This is a genomic window from Citrobacter sp. ANG330 (genome assembly GCF_047467925.1).
GTDB classification, from domain to species: Bacteria; Pseudomonadota; Gammaproteobacteria; order Enterobacterales; family Enterobacteriaceae; genus Citrobacter_A; species Citrobacter_A amalonaticus_G.
Window position 1 is genome coordinate 362,493 of the sequence record NZ_JASJUI010000003.1, and the last position, 16,896, is coordinate 379,388.

Sequence of the window (16,896 nt, forward strand, 5' to 3'; positions counted from 1 at the left end):
AGTACATGACTATTCAGAGCATTAAAAAAATTGCCGTAATCAGTACCCTTAGCCTGGCGGCGTTCACTCTCAACGCTTATGCCGCAGAGCGAATCGCGTTTATCCCGAAACTGGTTGGCGTGGGATTCTTTACCAGTGGCGGTAACGGTGCCCTGGAAGCGGGTAAAGAGCTGGGCGTCGATGTCACTTATGACGGCCCGACGGAGCCCAGCGTGTCCGGCCAGGTTCAGCTCATCAATAACTTCGTCAACCAGGGGTATAACGCCATTGTGGTTTCCGCCGTGTCGCCTGATGGCTTATGCCCGGCGTTAAAGCGTGCCATGCAGCGCGGCGTGAAGGTGCTGACCTGGGATTCTGACACCAAGCCGGAATGCCGGTCGTACTACATCAACCAGGGGACGCCTGCCCAGTTAGGCGGCATGCTGGTCGATATGGCCGCAAATCAGGTCAAAAAAGAGAAAGCCAAAGTGGCCTTCTTCTACTCCAGCCCAACCGTGACCGATCAGAATCAGTGGGTGAAAGAGGCCAAAGACAAGATCGCCAAAGATCATCCGGGCTGGGAAGTTGTCACCACGCAGTTTGGCTATAACGACGCCACCAAGTCGCTGCAAACCGCAGAAGGCATCATTAAGGCTTATGCCGATCTCGACGCCATTATCGCGCCGGATGCCAACGCCCTCCCCGCCGCCGCTCAGGCCGCAGAGAACCTGAAAAACACCAGCGTGGCGATTGTCGGCTTCAGCACGCCGAACGTGATGCGCCCTTATGTTGAGCGCGGCACGGTGAAAGAGTTTGGCCTCTGGGACGTGGTCCAGCAGGGCAAGATCTCCGTGTACGTAGCTGACGCGCTGCTGAAAAAAGGCGACATGAATACCGGCGATAAGCTGGACATTCCGGGCGTGGGCCAGGTCGAAGTCTCGCCGAACAGCGTACAGGGCTACAGCTATGAGGCGAAGGGCAACGGCATTGTACTGCTGCCTGAGCGCGTGGTGTTCACTAAAGAGAATATCGATAAGTACGATTTCTGAGTTTCATTCCTTAACCGTGGAGTAAAAAATGGCTGATTTAGATGACATCAAAGATGGTAAGGATTTCCATACCGATACGCCGCAACGCAATACCCCATTCACATTAAAGGGGTGCGGCGCACTTGACTGGGGGATGCAGTCCCGACTGTCGCGCATTTTTAATCCTGAGACGGGAAGAACGGTCATGCTCGCGTTTGACCACGGCTACTTTCAGGGGCCGACGACGGGACTGGAACGTATCGATATCAATATCGCCCCCCTGTTCCCGCTCGCCGATGTGCTGATGTGCACACGCGGGATCCTGCGCAGTGTGGTCCCCCCTGCCACCAATAAGCCGGTGGTCCTGCGCGCCTCGGGCGCTAACTCGATTCTCACCGAGTTAAGCAATGAGGCGGTTGCGCTCTCCATCGATGATGCGGTTCGTCTCAACAGCTGCGCCGTGGCGGCACAGGTGTATATCGGCAGTGAATATGAGCATCAGTCGATCAAAAATATCATTCAGTTGATTGATGCCGGTATCAAGGTCGGCATGCCAACGATGGCGGTAACTGGCGTGGGGAAAGACATGGTGCGCGATCAGCGCTACTTCTCGCTCGCCACCCGTATCGCCGCAGAGATGGGTGCGCAGATCATCAAAACCTATTATGTCGATAAAGGTTTTGAGCGCATCGCCGCAGGTTGCCCGGTTCCGATTGTTATCGCCGGTGGTAAAAAATTACCGGAACGCGAAGCGCTTGAGATGTGCTGGCAGGCCATCGACCAGGGCGCATCCGGTGTCGATATGGGGCGTAACATCTTCCAGTCCGATCACCCTGTCGCCATGATGAAGGCCGTTCACGCGGTGGTACATCGTAATGAAACCGCTGACCGCGCGTATGAACTCTATCTGAGCGAGAAAAACTAAAAGGTCATGGGCCTGCCCAGGCGGGCCCATGCGTTTCAAGGAGAACAGTATGCATGTCACTCTGGTGGAAATTAACGTCCACGACGATAAAGTCGATGAATTTATCGACGTCTTTCGCCTTAATCATCTGGGATCGGTGCGTGAAGAGGGGAATCTCCGCTTCGATGTATTGCAGGATCCGGAGGTTGCGAGCCGCTTTTATATTTATGAAGCCTATAAGGATGAGGCCGCCGTTGCGTTCCATAAAACAACGCCCCACTACCTTGCCTGCGTGGAAAAACTGGAATCGCTGATGAGCTGCCCACGAAAAAAACGCGTCTTCAATGGATTGATGCCATAAGGATCTCAAAAATGAACCGTCCCTTTTCCGGGTTAAATCGCGCAGAGTGCGTCTCGTTAATGAAGCGTTACCCGCTAAGCATCGGCATTCTTGCCGGCCAGTGGCTCAAACTTGGTGAGTACCTGCAAACGCTTGGCGCGCTTGAACACCCCGTTCTTCACCTGGATCTGATGGACGGGCATTTTTGCCCACAGTTCACCGTCGGTCCCTGGGCTATCGCGCAATTGCCAGCGCAGATGATTAAGGATGTTCACCTGATGGTGGATAACCCGTGGCCCGTCGTGCAGGCAAGCGTAAAGGTGGGAGCACACTGCGTCACGTTACAGGTGGAAAACTCGCCGCATCTGCACCATATGCTCCACTGGCTGGGGGAGCAAAATGCGGAAGTCTCCGGCGGCACAATGCCGGTGTTGCGAGGGATTAGCCTGTGCCCGGCGACACCGTTGGAACATATTCTGCCGGTGATTGAAGACGTTGAAATCGTGCAAATTCTGGCGGTCAATCCGGGCTACGGTAGCAAACTCAGCAAGCCCGCCTTACTGAGGCGTATCGCCCAGGTTGTCGCATTACTCAATGCATCCGGGAAACGGGATTCCATTCTACTGGCCGTTGACGGTTCGCTAACACTGGAAGAACTGCCGGAGATCATCGCCAGCGGCGTTGATCGTGTGGTATCCGGCAGCGCGCTCTTCAAAAACGATGCGTTGGCGGAAAACACCCGTCGCTGGTTAGCGATGATATCTTCTGTAAAGGGGGGCTGAGGGGGCCAGGTTCGATATGATGTTCAAAATAAAATTATCATGTCCAGAAGCCCTCCTCCAGGTGGAGCAGTGTTGCCAGATTGAGCAGGGAACTGGAATTTGCAGAAGAGAACGTGTGAGAGGGAGGAGTTATTACGGCTTTAATCGTTACCGTTAACCGGGTACTACCAGGAGACTAATGAAAAAGCAAGCAAACGGAAAACGGATAGAGAGGCTATTTATTCCCCGAAAACTTGCTCAGCAAGTAATCACTAAATTTATTAATCAAACGAACCGCTACTGCGGCTGTGAGTGCAGCAGTAAAGACTTTATTGAATGTTGGAGCGGGTGTCATAAATTTTTCAAACTCGCTATTTAAAAAATCAGTAACGCTCCCTGCACAACTACTTCCGAGAAACAGTGAAATGAGAAAGTAACATAGTCGATGGAAACTGCTGGTCTGCTGCATATCTAAAATAAAAATAGCGGCGCCACACGCTGCGCCCATCAGGACTAAAACATCACTCTGATTACCCATTATTTCCAGCCTGGCACTGACAGTAGAAATTACATATTCAATAAAAAGAAACATATTCAAATTATCTCTCCTTAAAAAACAATAACTCCTCGTGATTAATGTAGTTCAAATGGATAACGGGAGAAATATCCCGGCCGAAGCCGGGACAATAACATGACATTACGGTGCGACAGTATCGACCAGACAGGTACGGGTATCTGAAAGTTCCAGAATATTGTCTTCCGCAGTCGTTACGGTGTAATACACCTCTGCATGACCTTCATAGCCTTTGCCATTTGGATAAAAACTCTCCATCGGCACAGTGAAGGAAACCGTGGTATCACCATCCACTACGGTATAAGCCTCTGTTGCTTCAGTCCCGGTAATCTGGCGAGAAGCGCTATCAAAACCAGTCCAGAAATACGTCACTACATCTCCTGCAACCATTGACGGGTAGCTAATATTCACGATGACGCCGTCACTGGCATCTGAAATATTGATGTAAGGATCGGCTTCCGGAACATCCGCTGCAGATAAGGTTGGAACCGCGCTACCGCTATCGGAAACAGTCAGATTAATCGTTGACGATTTCGTTTCATTACCCGCATGGTCGACAGCAACATAATATACAGCATAGCTACCATCCTTCAGGCAATCCGGTGACATTTCACTCGATACATCAATGACGAAAGGAGGATGCTCAGCCTCAGTGACGATGAACGATGTTTTATCCGCTTCACCCCAATAGAAGGTGACCGTCTGGCCGACCATCATATCTGCATAAATTGGAATCAGAGCCTGTACACCAAAATTAAGGTCATAGTGATCCAGTGTATAGCCATCATCGACGGTCGCATTAATCACTACAGGCGCAGCCAAAGGTTGATAAGTGGAAATGGTGGCCAACTGAGAATCATCAGCTGTTGACGCCGTGACATCAACCGTTGCGGAATTATCCTTAACCGTTACGCTGATGCTGGCGACACCATTTTCGTCAGTCAACGAAGTGACGCCTGAAAGTTCGCCCCCTACCGCAGTCCAGTTAACGGTCACACCGGCGACTGCGGGCGCATCATCGGTTAACACGGTTGCGGAAACAATGGAAACTTCAGAACCATCATTTGCAATCAGGTTCGGAACCGCGCTCATTTTAGAAATTGTATCAGTCATGATTATTACCTTTAATTTAAATGTCGATACCCTTTGTATCGCCAGACCAATATATAGAGAAAGACATTTTATTATGGCGCCAATAATAGCCCCATCGGCGCAAATAATGACGCAACACGCACAAATGAACCCATAAGAAATATTCGCACAACGTTACACCACATGTGACAGAAGATACGAAATTAATACTCTGAGTAATACAGAGGAAATACAAAGCAAAAGGGGAATAGCGAAGAAAAGAAGAAGAGATAATTTCAGAGTAGATAATTCCGACCCCCATAAAAAAGGGAGCCGGGACGTAATAAAATTAATTCGAATAGACACTCCATCCGGTAGAGGGGAAATAACCGCCGTTGGTATAACTGTAAATCTCCAGGACGCTGTAATCTCCATTAAGATTGTCAGGTGTCACGGTTAACAGTGTTGATGGCGAGCGAGAGGTCGTTGATAACCCATAAATGATTTGGTCTGGCCCACATTTCAGTGCGGTATAGACACCAACCGTCGGATAGGATACCGACGTTCCGGTCATTCTGTGCTGAAAATTGATATAGTGCGTGCCGGCCACCGTGGTTGGCCAGAACAACGTTTGCCCGTCCCCTGAAAATGCACATTGCACACATCCCGATGTAAGACCGGTAATATGGTTATCCAGAGTGGCATTCATGATATTGCCATCCACAGAAAGCGTCCCGTAAACCAGTGTGGCATTGCTGCAGACCAGCGCAATTTGATTGCGGCTCACCTCAATACTTACCGGTGCTGCGGTAATGGAAAGCGGGATGACACTGTAAGCAGTAATGGACGTGGTATGGCACTCGACAATCACCAGCCGATAAACGTCATTTTGCTGGTTAATATAAAACAACCAGTTTTCGTCTCCCGTTGAACTCCCCAGAATGCACAACGGCGAGTTTGCCATCGGCAGAATAGACAGTGGTACAAGCCTGTGTGAATTAAGAGAAGACCGCAGAGCAGTTTCCCGGACGATATGCCCGTAATGAAGCCCGTCATTATCCATAAAGTAAAGATGAGCAGCCTCATCACCATCAGGAGCAAAGACAAAATTGGCCGTTTTTTCGGGCACTGAGTCAAACAATCCCTCCGAACCGGCTACCACGGTAAACTCTGCATCAACCAGGCTTTTTCCAATAATATAATAGCCAGCACCTCCAGGTAGTGTAATGACATTACTAAAGTTATTTGCTTCCTCAGGTGTTAATTGAAAACCGGGAATTTCAATTTTCATTACATCATGGGTGAAATCAAAAATAGAACGCGTCGCCGCGTATCCGGGAAACCAATATAGTTGCATACTGTCAGTATTTGAACGCATAGAACCCTCACGTAAAGGGATATTTACCCTTGATAATATCGGCTTAAATTGTGATTTAAAAATCGTTTATCTGATACTGGATATTCCCGAAGGTATTTGAGCTATTAATCGCATTACTCAGTATTTCACTTACCGCGATATCTCCAGTGCCAGCAACTTCTGTAATACTCAGGATTGGGTCAATATTAGTAAACAGATTAGTGCCGTAAATTGTACCGTTAGGTGCTAATTTGAGTGATTTATATTGATTGTTGTAGACATAGCTGGATTCAGCGGAATAAGATGAGCCGCTTTCCAGTTCATAAACCCAGACCTGATTTTTTCTGGCGCTGTCATAGCTTTTCAAAAAATAAAGACGGGATTGTTCCGCATTAAAATCGGGAGCGACCGTCGCTGTGGCTGTCGCAACCAACGATTGGCTCAGTCTGGGAATAGCGAAACCTGACGTAAAGTTAAAAGTCCCTACCATAATATTATTATTAACCGTAACGGCAATCTTATCACCGAAGGTGACGATAGAACTTTTCGTGCAGTCAACGGCGCCCGTTAAGGAACTAAAAGGCTGAAGCATGATATGGACAGGGGCTGTTGTATTTACCCCGGTAATATCGCACTTGTACGCAACCAGCGTATTCACATTTGCCAGCGTTAATACCCAGTACTCTTCTTCATTACGACATGCCAGACCAAAAGGGGTGGCAACACCATTGTCATTATCCAGCGACTGCGTCCCCACCCAGCTTGCTGCCCCAGTTAAGCCATACGGGAAATTCACTATCCCATAGTTAAGGTGTTTGGTCGTCCGATCGAGATAAAAAACGTAATAGGTCGGAAGCGTTTCAGACAAACCAGGTGCAATAATACTGGTGAGAGACGTATGGTCCAGAGTATCTAATTTCTTGTCTGGATTCACCAGGTTATGCATACCATCGTAGATATAGTTACCATCAAAAAAGAGCACCCATTTCCCGGTTTGTGGATCGCAGATCGTGGCCTCCTGTTGTGCAGTATTGGCCTCAATAATTCCCGATAAAAAGCCGGTCTCACAATCCAGCGTATTATTATCATTATTGAAATTATAAAGCAGGCGGGAAGTTGACGTAGAAGACGTTTGCGGCGTACCTGCCACCCACTGCATTTGCGCCTGTAACGAAGGAATTTTAGCATTTGCATTTAACATGAGATAACCCTCTTAATGATTAGAAATAAAATGTCGAGAAGACTTTTGAGTCTGGAGCACTTTCAGCAATAGAAACTGCGGTGTTGTTTAAATTATTTAAGGTCACTTCGAACATAACAGGACGACCGGCATAAACAGATATCGGGTCAACAATACTTCCTTTATTCACATTATTGATATAAATATCTGCATTATTGCTGGTCGTTAGCCGGAACGTACCGGCCCCTTGACTGACAGAAAGGAAAAATGTCCTCCGTCCACTTCCTGGAGTATAAGGCTCACTGGTAATATAAGGCACATTAATTTCACTCGTACGTTCTGTTTCCAGACTGATTGTCGATACAGGATACGTACTGCCCATAATTTCAGCCGTAATAGTATTGGTTTCAGTATCACTCCCGGAAATATTCGTCTGTACATATCCCTGGCGATCGGTGGTGAGTACAATAGTGTTTCGTTTATTATTCGTGAAATAGTTATTCCCATAAAGGGTAAGCGTGACTTCAACATCATGGAGAGGGATACCATTATCGATGGCCTGATATTTAACAAAACAGTCCTGGATGATGTTATTATCCCACGGCATATAGCCTGTGGATCCGCCCAGATAACTGGACCCTGTAATTTCGCCACCCGCCGTATTAATCACCGCGGTGGCATCGTCAGACCAGGCAATCCCCCCAACTATAAACTGCACGGTATAATTTGCGACCGCATACCCATTACCAATGGGCGTTATATATTTAGATGGCACATTAAATGTGATGGAAGCCGCCGTCGCTTCAGATGGAGAAACACTACGGGTAACAGAGTAAACAGTCCCTGCCACAGGAAGGACTTCCGCAGCCTGATAGCCGGACCAGTAAACAGTCACGCTGTCTCCCTCGGTCATATTCTCGTATGTGATAACGACAGGAGTTCCCCCTTCACTCATCGCATCATCATCGGAGATAACGCCATCGTCGAGCGCTTCCGGAAGCTCAGGCGCAGGAAGGATATCGCTATGAATAACATCAATTCCTACCTGCGCAGCAAGGGAAGTACCGGCTGTATTGTTCGCAAAAGTCACATCGTAATAACAGACACCATATCCAATTCCTACGGAGGTGATACAGGCAGTCGGGATAGTCACTTCAAATCCCGCGATAAGATCGGCCTCAATGACTTGCGTTAGCGCATCGTAGGTTGCGCCGGTGACAGGAGTACCGTTGCGACTATAGCCTTGCCAGTGCGTTGTAACGATATCTCCCACGCCAATTCCTTCGTAAGCCGGAACAATTGCCAGCGTTCCTCCTTCACTGTTCGCCTCTTCTGCATCAATCCAGCCATCAGCACCCTCAGAAAACGTTGGAGCAGGAAGTGTGACGCCAGCAGAAGCATCAATCGAAACATTACCGTTAGCTGATCGCTGGTTGATCGACTCTTCATGCTGCACGACATACCACGCCCTGCCGCTATCGGGGTCGCCTGAGATAACAAACGCAGAAGGGATAAGCACATTAAAACCGTCAAGATCGCTGTCCTGCACATCATGTGTTACCTGGGTAACGCTTTGCTGTATAACAGCGCCGCCTTTAAGAGCAGTCCAGTAAACGGTAACATTATCCCCCGCAGCGATACCCGGATAGCCCGGTACCGTCACCTCTGTTCCGCCGTCACTCATTGCATCATCATAATCAAGGGTATTATCCGCGCCCGCTTCCGGAAACAGCGGCGGCGGCAATGTTCCCACAGAGTCTCGATCAATGATCGCATTGCCAATGTCTGACCATGAGCTATTTTGCGCAGCGTCAATGACGTTGTACTGGACTTTATAGAAACCATCAGGAATTTGACTGGCTACATCAGGAGCGATATTGCATTGCCATGGAAAATACTGGCTCACCGGTTCTTCTGCCAGCCCAAGAGAACCAATGGTGTAACTTTCAAACCACAGCTCCACTAAATCACCCTGCTTTGCGGTGGTATATTCTCCCACATTGATTACAATTCCTGACGAATTCAGCTCGGCCTGATTAATAGCATTATCATTTTCCATTTGCGGAAATTGCGGTGAAAACATTGTTGTTGAAAGCATAAATCTTCCTTGTCGGAACACATTAGACGAAAAGTAAAATGACAGCGCTACAATAGCGCGGCAAAACGGAAACCGAGCGGCAAAAGAAATATGAGAAAGCGGCATTTTTTGCCCAACATTTATTGAACATGGTAAATAATTAAATTTCGAAATAAAATAACACCTATACATTCCAAAAATGCACTTATCGTTTGTGAAGCCTTTTAATTTGTTATCGTTCTAATGTAAGATCCACTCAAGAAAGTGACTTCAGGATAAACCCAATATGGAAAAGCCCCATCAACAGATCAACACCGTGATGACGACTTTAATCACTTCCACAGCTTTCCCTTCTGATATTTATTCTTTTTCAGCACATGCAGTGCGCGAAGGGCAACATATCGGTGATAATGTTTTTATTATCATTGAGGGAAAAATGAGCCTCCGGAATCAGCATAACCAACTGCTTTTAGTGGATGTTTATGGCCCCTATATTCTTAACCTCATTCCAGACATTCTCAGTCGCACATACATAATTGGTGAAGAGAGCCAGTTCTCATATATATCATACCCACGCAATGTCTTTTATTCGCACATTGATCATCACAACCTTTGGCCCGAAATATTTGATATCCTTAGTTACTCAAGCATACATTTAGGCGAGCAACTTGAGATAATGAAATTGCGTAGCCTTTATGAGGTCGTCAAATACTATCTTATAAAAATTAACGACTCGGATGTTTTGCGTGACCGGGAAAATATTTGCAACTATATAACCTCAAGAACAGGATATTCAAAAAGTGGCGTCATGACCATTCTGAAAGAACTTAAGAAAGGTGGCTATCTGGGAATTGCCAATGGCAAATTAAGATGGTTAAAAACATTACCCTTAAAATTTTAATCAAGAAATGAGCGCTCAGAGATTATTGATTAAAACAGGGTGTTAATGTAATTAATAATTTTTGTTATTTCTTTTTTATTTTTCGATGACTTACGGTAAAAATAATTTACCTTTAACTTTAAGTCCTCAAGCAAAAACGTATGTTCGCGGCTAATATTCAATAGCTCGCAGGTCTTTAAGGGGAGTAAAATGCCTCCTTTGCCATTTCCCGCCATCAACAGACAGTCAAAGACATTGTCATTTACATACCTTATCTTTGGTATGAAGCCGAGAACGCGCTGCAAAATAGCGGTTAACCGGCCAGTCGCACTGTCAGACATATTGCTCCGCATAAGCAGTGGGATCTTCTCCAGGCCTCCGGGGTCCTGTTTCAGCTTTTTATTGGTAACCAGAAGGAGCGTGCTACTGTAGTAGCTGCTGCAATCCAGTTTAGTATCGGCGACAAGATCATGATGGCTAATTATCAAGACATCCGGTCCATGCGTAAAATTATCGAGTTCTTCCTGATATATTTTCTGTCTGGTGACATGCAACAAAAAATCGCTTTTGTTTAAACTACTCAACAGCACATCGGCGATATTATCAGGAAAAGAACTATCCAGAATCACATTCACATGACTGCTTGTTTCGGACTTAATAAAATACTCTTCAAGATGAACAATTTTTTTATACACTGGCTGAGCCTGCTCATATAATTCCAGCGCAAACTGTGTGGGTTTATACATGCCATGTTCACGATAAAAAAGCTTTTCCCCCAACATTTTCTCCAGTTCATTGATTGTTTTCCCTAGCGGCGAGCGAGTAATAAATAAATCTTCACTGGCTTTGGTTAAACACCTCGTTTCCATTAGAGCCATAAAATATTTAAGTTTTTTTGTTAAAAGAAAATGCATATCCGACTCCTTGTTTTGACCAATATCAAAAAAATCCCATAATAACCCATTATCTATGAATTTCACCAGGCCTTATTTTTCCGTTTCACACATTAAAATCTATCATATTCTTTTCCCGCGCCTGCGCATATTTTGCGCCTGTAACCGCGATCTCTGCACTATACCAATAATAGTTAGCCGTTCAAAAATAGATAATTCATAGAATAACACCCCTTGAAATATTCAAAGGCCAAAAGTGCACTAATTATAACAGCACCTTGTTTTAGAAAATTCTGTATGCTATCAAAAACGGCGAGGAAAATTCCCGAAACCACTTATGGATTAAATATCATAAAGTGACTCTTTAACTTGCTCAAAGCACAACGTATATAATCGATAAAAAAATGAAAGCTTCTTATCCTGGTCACTCTACAGTGCGAAAAAGTTACCGAAGATATAGCATGTGGAAAACAGTCTCCTGGCTATTACTCTTCATTACACTCCTGCCAGCGTTAACATCTAAAGTAATAATATCTGCATCCGCTGATGATCTCCCCCCCTCTGCTTTACCCAATACGAGAGTATTAACAACAGCCGCAACAGCGCTCTCAGGCAACGATTCTCAACAGCTATCCCGGCAAATACAAAGCGGCTTGATAAATGGCGCGACGTCACAAGCATCTGCTTCAGTAGAACAATGGTTACGTCATTTTGGTACCGCAAGAGTTCAGTTAAATGTCGATCAGAACGGTAACTGGGACCAGAGTGCGATAGACGTCCTCACACCTCTTTATGACAATACCAAATCGTTGCTTTTTACGCAGTTTGGCCTGCGAGCTCCCAACGACCGGTTTACGGGGAATATGGGATTCGGCGTTCGAACGTTTAATACTGAAAACTGGATGTTCGGCTCTAACTTTTTCCTTGACGATGATTTTAGTGAAAATAATATGCGCATCGGTTTTGGTGCCGAAGCCTGGAGCAACTTCCTGAAGCTCTCCGCAAATATCTATGCCGCAAGCAGCGGCTGGCATAGTTCGAAGGATTTTGCCGACTATGAGGAAAAACCTGCTGATGGGTTTGATATTCGTGTCGAGAGTTATCTACCTGCATGGCCACAGCTCGGTGTTAAAACGCTCTACGAGCAATATTATGGGGATAAAGTCGCTTTATTTGATACAGACCATCTACAGAGTAACCCTTCAGCGGTGACGCTGGGCATCAACTATACCCCTGTACCACTCCTTTCTCTGGCCACAAATTACCGCCGTGGTCAGGATGCGCTGGATGATCTTCAGCTCCAGCTCGATGTGCATTATGATCTGGCACAGGGATGGGAATATCAGATTTCGCCAGAAAATGTTGCGCTGCAAAGAACCCTGGCAGGAAGCCGTCACGATCTTGTAGAAAGAAATAACCAGATCATTATGCAGTATCGACAAAAACAGAGCGCTGGCGTTGGCAAACTGGTATTACTGACGCTTAAGGACAATAGCGCGGCCGATGGTATTTCCCGCAATACACTGCAGGCTCAGGTATTCAATACTGAAAATCAGGTTATGCCTTCCACCTCGGTGTACTGGGCATCGACAGGACACGCTGTTTTTGATGCCACAACCTCGATGACGGACGCAAATGGCTTTACACATGTAAGCTTCAGCGACCAGACCAGTGAGATTCTGAATGTTACTGCAACCAGTGGCGGCGTTTCGAGCCAGGTACAATCTCGTTTTGCCGCTGTCATTCCGGCGATACTTCAGTTAACGATCGATAAAACCGGCAGCCCCGCGGATGGAACCACCCCGGATGACGCTTCAGTCAAAGTACTGGATGCGAATCACAATCCGGTTCCTCATACTGCCGTCAACTGGGCCGTCAGTTCTTCGGCGTCGTTACAGAGCAGTGACGCGCAAACGGATATGAACGGTATCGCCCATGCGCACATCACTTCGAAGACCGCAGGTCCTGCTGTACTGACGGCCTCTTCCGGCGGCCTGACGGCGCAAAAAGACGTGAACTTTATCGCCGATAGCCAGGCTGCCGCCATTACGCGATTTGATGTGATCGTCAATCAACGCCCCGCAGATGGAAAAACCGCCGATGTCGCCATTATTGAAGTTCACGATTCGGCAGGCAATCCGGTGGCAAACGAACCTGTGATGATTCGTTCGGACAGTAGCACGGTGATCTGGCCCTATAGCAAGGGCCGAGCTTCATTCACGCAGAAAACCGACGTAAAAGGTCAGCTAACCCTCCGTTTTGCCGATACACGAGCGGAAACCGTAAGCATCAGCGCCACACTGAATAATGGCGACAGCAAAAGTATAAGCGCGGAATTTAAAGCCGATGACACCTCCGCCACGTTACAGCATCTTAAGGTGATGAAGGACGGTAGCCCGGCGAACGGTAAGTCAGAGAATACCGCCGAAGTGTATGTGCTGGACAGTAATGGGAATGCACTGCCCAATCAAAGCGTCAACTGGCAGGCAGATAAAACCGGTATTACCTTCACCTCTTCAGGGAACACCGATCAAACCGGCAAGGCAATGGTGAGTTATACCAGCACGACGGCGCAGCGCTTTACATTAACCGCCAGCCTGAAAACGGGGGGGCAGCTCAGCACCAGCTCATTTTTCGTGGCGGATGATGCCAGTCTACAAATAACCAACTATGCCCTGACCAGCGGCGCGGTGGCCAATGGCCTCGCAGCAAATACGGCGACCATCACGGTCATGGATGCCCTGCATAATCCCGCCGCCAACGCAGAGGTCCTGTGGAGCGTCTCTGGAGAGGCTCTGTTATCCAGCCCGAATGGCCATACCGACGCGCAGGGCCAGTTATCCGTTACGCTGAGCGATACAAAAGCGGAAACCGTACAGGTGACTGCCACGCTTTCTGCAAACCATGTCAATGAGACAAAATCCACGTCTTTTATCGCCGATAAAACAACGGAGGTCATTCAGTCACTTGACGTCACAAATACGGCGATTGCCAACAATATCGATACCAATACAGGCATCGTGAAGGTGGTAGATGCAAACAACAATCCTCTGGAAAACGCCTCCGTCACCTGGCAGCTCACCGGCAGTGCTAAACCAGACAGTGAAAGCAATAAAACTGACAGCAACGGCCAGGCCAGCATTCACTATACAGACGCTCTGGCGGAAGTTACGACAGTGACGGCCTCACTGGATAATGGTCAGCATAAAAGCGCCAGAAGTCTTTTTCGGCCCGACAAAGATTCAGAAAAAATTTCGCTAAGCGTCAAGACAAATGACAGCCTCGCCGATGGTTTAGCGGCGGATAAAGTGACCGCGCTGGTCACGGATAGTAATGGAACGCCTCTCGCCTTGCAGACTATTAACTGGAGTACCAACAGTACGACGGCAAAGGTCACCGCCAACAGTAAAACTGACAGGCAAGGGCAGTCGACCGTGAACATCACGGATACCAAAGGTGAAAAAGTCACCGTAACCGCCTCTCTGCCCAACCATACGAGTGCACCCATTGAACTTCGCTTTACGTCGTACCAGGTACAACAGCTGCTTTCAAATACGCTTGATCAAAAAGCCGATGGGCAATCGGCGATTACCTTTGTGGCAACATTGACGGACAACACAGGGCAACCCGCGCCAGAACAAGTGGTGAGCTTTGCCGCTACCGGACACGCCGTGTTAAGCCAGGCTGAAGCCACCACAAATGCAAGCGGTAAAGCGTTCATTACCGTGACCGACAGTTATGATGAAAAAGTGACCGTCAGCGCTAAATCGAAAGCCTATCCATCAGACCCTGGCATCAGCCATACAGTTTCCTTTACGAAAGAGCAGTTTACTGGCATCTCGGTAAACGGCCATACTTTTACGATTGCCGATCATTTCCCGACGATCGGGATGCTATATGCTGAGTTCACCATGGAAATTAACGGGACGACGGCAAACAACGGTGATTACACATGGAGCTCAGATGCGAGTTGGATCCGCATTAATACACCAGGCGTAATCAGTTTTACGGGCTCTGCAACCACAAAAACCGCCACCATTACGGCCACCCCCATTTCCGGGGCGGGAGCGCCTCTCATTTACCGTTTTACCCTGAAGCACTGGCTGCTCAATATTGCCCGTTCAACCGACAATCCTGCGGACGCTGACGCCGATTGCGCGGGTTATAACGGGACTGTTCCAGGCTACACGATTTTGTCTACGGGTAAACCGGGAGAGTATGGTAAACGCGGAACAGGGACATTCTACGGGGAATGGGGAGATCCGACGGGCGTCACGTCCAAATGGTCAACCGCCAGTCCGGCAGAGTCGATGTGGGCTGCTGAAACCGGGAGCAACAATACGCGCATATTTGTTCACTGGCGCGACGGGTATGTCAATGAGCGAATCCCGACGCAAATTATGGATGAGGTTTGCTTACTTTATTGATCGCTAACCAGAACAGGGCCGGATTCTCCGGCCCTGTCGGTAAATAACACCTCCGAATACTTATTTTTTTTCACCGAATATGTGTCGACATGTAAAAATAATTTTTTGATGAACCTAAAAAACCACTTTCATCATTCACTTCACAACGCCAGTTGCATTGATGGCACGGGCTGACATTCCGTCGGCGTCATAGCCAACCTTTTACTTTCACGCTCCATTTGTGATAACAACTCACAGTTTTATGTGAGAGACATCGCAATCATTTTGCCTGAGATCAAAAATGCCATTTTCCCATCCACTCCATAATCAACAGAAATGTGACTGAACGCAAAATATAGCGAAAAATGAATGGCGTCAGCCAGTAAATTATTGACATCGCCGGGCAAAAAGCAGGTCTCCCATCCGCCACTAACAGAAATATAAGAAAGAAAAATAAACATATCTTTATAAAAATCTAATTTTATTTTCACGCCTTCATGATTAATATACTCCACAATAACAATCACCGGGAGGCACCTCGAAAAGATAAAAATGATTATTTACAAAGAGATATAATGCAATTCAGATAACCCCTGTTTTAATTAACTCTCAAAAAATTATCGTAATCTGGCCTTTTCATTGTTATCGGGAACGGGTACAGATTCATGGCCTCACTAAACCCCATAGACAAACCAGGGTTAACAAGAAACACATTCCAGACCGTGTGTGTTGGCAATTACTCATGCCCATACAACATTCAGGCATTGTTCCAGGTCCGGTCTAATAATGGGCTTCACGCCTCATAACAACTGATGTATAAAGGTCCAGACTATAGTTATCGCTAATAAAGGCCTTTAGCATAAAAATGGAGATTTGAACGTGTCTAAAAATCAAAGTGATATTGGTCGTAAGAGAATTGCGGCTTATAATTCAGAAATTATTAATTTGCAGTATAAAATTGATGAAATATCCAGACTTATTAAAGAGCTTAATCGTTCGACCCGTGATGATCTGGATGAAACAGATAATATCCAGGCCGAGAAGAAATCTTCAACAAATCGAATCTCTACAAAAGTCGGTTCAGGGATTGCCAATCTTCTTAACCTTAGCTATGAGGATTGTGTTAAAACCCCAATAAATGTGTTACTGAAAAAGCTGGATGAAGAACAACAGATCAGCAAGTCTGACGCAGAAGAAAAACTGGTTTTTATCGCCAGGTTAAGCAACTCTTTACTTCAGTTAGCCGCTATCAGAAGCAAAAAGTAACCAGTATTGAAATTATATACATACAAAATAAATTGAAAGCTAATTATTTTACAGTCATGTAATCTGCAATTTTTTATGCACTTGATTTACTATGCTATACTACCGCTCACCGGCCCGTTAGCTTTACATGCACTTTGTGTAATAATGGACTCAGGGTAAAGATTCCAATGGATTGCTTCT

At 46.7% G+C, this 16,896-nt stretch carries 14 protein-coding genes; 7 read left to right on the forward strand and 7 right to left on the reverse strand.

What is annotated here, in order from left to right; translation table 11 throughout:
- Positions 1-5 precede the first annotated feature (5 nt).
- Genes lsrB through QNN88_RS10050 form a run of 4 tightly spaced genes read left to right on the forward strand, consistent with a single transcriptional unit; the run spans position 6 to position 3,033 of the window.
- Positions 6-1,028: an autoinducer 2 ABC transporter substrate-binding protein LsrB gene (gene lsrB, locus QNN88_RS10035; protein ID WP_000155278.1), complete on the forward strand. Its 1,023-nt coding sequence runs from the start codon at positions 6-8 to the stop codon at positions 1,026-1,028.
- A 28-nt stretch (positions 1,029-1,056) separates the two neighbouring features.
- Complete coding sequence (lsrF, locus tag QNN88_RS10040; RefSeq protein ID WP_046487278.1) at positions 1,057-1,932, forward strand: 3-hydroxy-5-phosphonooxypentane-2,4-dione thiolase; 876 nt, start codon at positions 1,057-1,059, stop codon at positions 1,930-1,932.
- 49 nt (positions 1,933-1,981) lie between these two features.
- Positions 1,982-2,272, forward strand: coding sequence for a (4S)-4-hydroxy-5-phosphonooxypentane-2,3-dione isomerase (gene lsrG / locus QNN88_RS10045; RefSeq protein ID WP_414240086.1), 291 nt, complete (start codon positions 1,982-1,984; stop codon positions 2,270-2,272).
- Between the two features lie 11 nt (positions 2,273-2,283).
- Positions 2,284-3,033 carry an epimerase gene (locus QNN88_RS10050; protein ID WP_414240087.1) on the forward strand — a complete coding sequence of 250 codons (750 nt, stop codon included), beginning with the start codon at positions 2,284-2,286 and terminating at the stop codon, positions 3,031-3,033.
- 214 nt (positions 3,034-3,247) lie between these two features.
- On the opposite strand, the gene QNN88_RS10055 is transcribed toward QNN88_RS10050, so the two are convergent.
- The 5 genes from QNN88_RS10055 to QNN88_RS10075 all read right to left on the reverse strand — a co-directional run bounded on the left by QNN88_RS10055 (position 3,248) and on the right by QNN88_RS10075 (position 9,292).
- The gene (locus QNN88_RS10055) at positions 3,248-3,604 is read right to left on the reverse strand and encodes a putative holin (protein WP_414240234.1); all 357 of its coding nucleotides are present in this window, start codon (positions 3,602-3,604) and stop codon (positions 3,248-3,250) included.
- Positions 3,605-3,709: 105 nt separating this feature from the next.
- Positions 3,710-4,699, reverse strand: a complete 990-nt coding sequence (locus tag QNN88_RS10060; protein WP_414240088.1) for an Ig-like domain-containing protein — start codon at positions 4,697-4,699, stop codon at positions 3,710-3,712.
- Between the two features lie 307 nt (positions 4,700-5,006).
- On the reverse strand, positions 5,007-6,035 hold the full coding sequence (locus tag QNN88_RS10065; protein WP_414240089.1) for a hypothetical protein: 1,029 nt from the start codon (positions 6,033-6,035) through the stop codon (positions 5,007-5,009).
- Between the two features lie 55 nt (positions 6,036-6,090).
- On the reverse strand, positions 6,091-7,215 hold the full coding sequence (locus QNN88_RS10070; protein WP_414240090.1) for a hypothetical protein: 1,125 nt from the start codon (positions 7,213-7,215) through the stop codon (positions 6,091-6,093).
- A 19-nt stretch (positions 7,216-7,234) separates the two neighbouring features.
- On the reverse strand, positions 7,235-9,292 hold the full coding sequence (locus tag QNN88_RS10075; RefSeq protein WP_414240091.1) for a hypothetical protein: 2,058 nt from the start codon (positions 9,290-9,292) through the stop codon (positions 7,235-7,237).
- Between the two features lie 265 nt (positions 9,293-9,557).
- Between QNN88_RS10075 and QNN88_RS10080 the strand changes: the two genes are divergently transcribed.
- Positions 9,558-10,172 (forward strand): helix-turn-helix domain-containing protein, encoded by a 615-nt coding sequence (locus QNN88_RS10080; protein WP_414240092.1) that lies wholly within the window; start codon positions 9,558-9,560, stop codon positions 10,170-10,172.
- 29 nt (positions 10,173-10,201) lie between these two features.
- Here QNN88_RS10080 and QNN88_RS10085 read toward each other — a convergent pair whose 3' ends face one another.
- Entirely contained in the window at positions 10,202-11,131 is a 930-nt protein-coding gene (locus QNN88_RS10085; RefSeq protein WP_414240093.1) for a LysR family transcriptional regulator, read from the reverse strand.
- A 317-nt stretch (positions 11,132-11,448) separates the two neighbouring features.
- On the opposite strand from QNN88_RS10085, the gene QNN88_RS10090 reads away from it, so the two are divergent.
- Complete coding sequence (locus QNN88_RS10090) at positions 11,449-15,471, forward strand: Ig-like domain-containing protein (RefSeq protein WP_414240094.1); 4,023 nt, start codon at positions 11,449-11,451, stop codon at positions 15,469-15,471.
- Between the two features lie 239 nt (positions 15,472-15,710).
- On the opposite strand, the gene QNN88_RS10095 is transcribed toward QNN88_RS10090, so the two are convergent.
- Complete coding sequence (locus QNN88_RS10095; RefSeq protein ID WP_414240095.1) at positions 15,711-15,977, reverse strand: hypothetical protein; 267 nt, start codon at positions 15,975-15,977, stop codon at positions 15,711-15,713.
- 352 nt (positions 15,978-16,329) lie between these two features.
- Here QNN88_RS10095 and QNN88_RS10100 point away from each other — a divergent pair, with 352 nt between their 5' ends.
- The gene (locus QNN88_RS10100; RefSeq protein WP_414240096.1) at positions 16,330-16,716 is read left to right on the forward strand and encodes a hypothetical protein; all 387 of its coding nucleotides are present in this window, start codon (positions 16,330-16,332) and stop codon (positions 16,714-16,716) included.
- Positions 16,717-16,896 lie beyond the last annotated feature (180 nt).

What these genes read in the sequence shown, in the direction of transcription:
- lsrB (WP_000155278.1), top strand. Translation starts at nt 6, where the DNA reads ATGACTATTCAGAGCATTAAAAAAATTGCCGTAATCAGTACCCTTAGC.
- lsrF (WP_046487278.1), top strand. Translation starts at nt 1,057, where the DNA reads ATGGCTGATTTAGATGACATCAAAGATGGTAAGGATTTCCATACCGAT.
- lsrG (WP_414240086.1), top strand. Translation starts at nt 1,982, where the DNA reads ATGCATGTCACTCTGGTGGAAATTAACGTCCACGACGATAAAGTCGAT.
- QNN88_RS10050 (WP_414240087.1), top strand. Translation starts at nt 2,284, where the DNA reads ATGAACCGTCCCTTTTCCGGGTTAAATCGCGCAGAGTGCGTCTCGTTA.
- QNN88_RS10055 (WP_414240234.1), bottom strand. Translation starts at nt 3,604, where the DNA reads ATGTTTCTTTTTATTGAATATGTAATTTCTACTGTCAGTGCCAGGCTG.
- QNN88_RS10060 (WP_414240088.1), bottom strand. Translation starts at nt 4,699, where the DNA reads ATGACTGATACAATTTCTAAAATGAGCGCGGTTCCGAACCTGATTGCA.
- QNN88_RS10065 (WP_414240089.1), bottom strand. Translation starts at nt 6,035, where the DNA reads ATGCGTTCAAATACTGACAGTATGCAACTATATTGGTTTCCCGGATAC.
- QNN88_RS10070 (WP_414240090.1), bottom strand. Translation starts at nt 7,215, where the DNA reads ATGTTAAATGCAAATGCTAAAATTCCTTCGTTACAGGCGCAAATGCAG.
- QNN88_RS10075 (WP_414240091.1), bottom strand. Translation starts at nt 9,292, where the DNA reads ATGCTTTCAACAACAATGTTTTCACCGCAATTTCCGCAAATGGAAAAT.
- QNN88_RS10080 (WP_414240092.1), top strand. Translation starts at nt 9,558, where the DNA reads ATGGAAAAGCCCCATCAACAGATCAACACCGTGATGACGACTTTAATC.
- QNN88_RS10090 (WP_414240094.1), top strand. Translation starts at nt 11,449, where the DNA reads ATGAAAGCTTCTTATCCTGGTCACTCTACAGTGCGAAAAAGTTACCGA.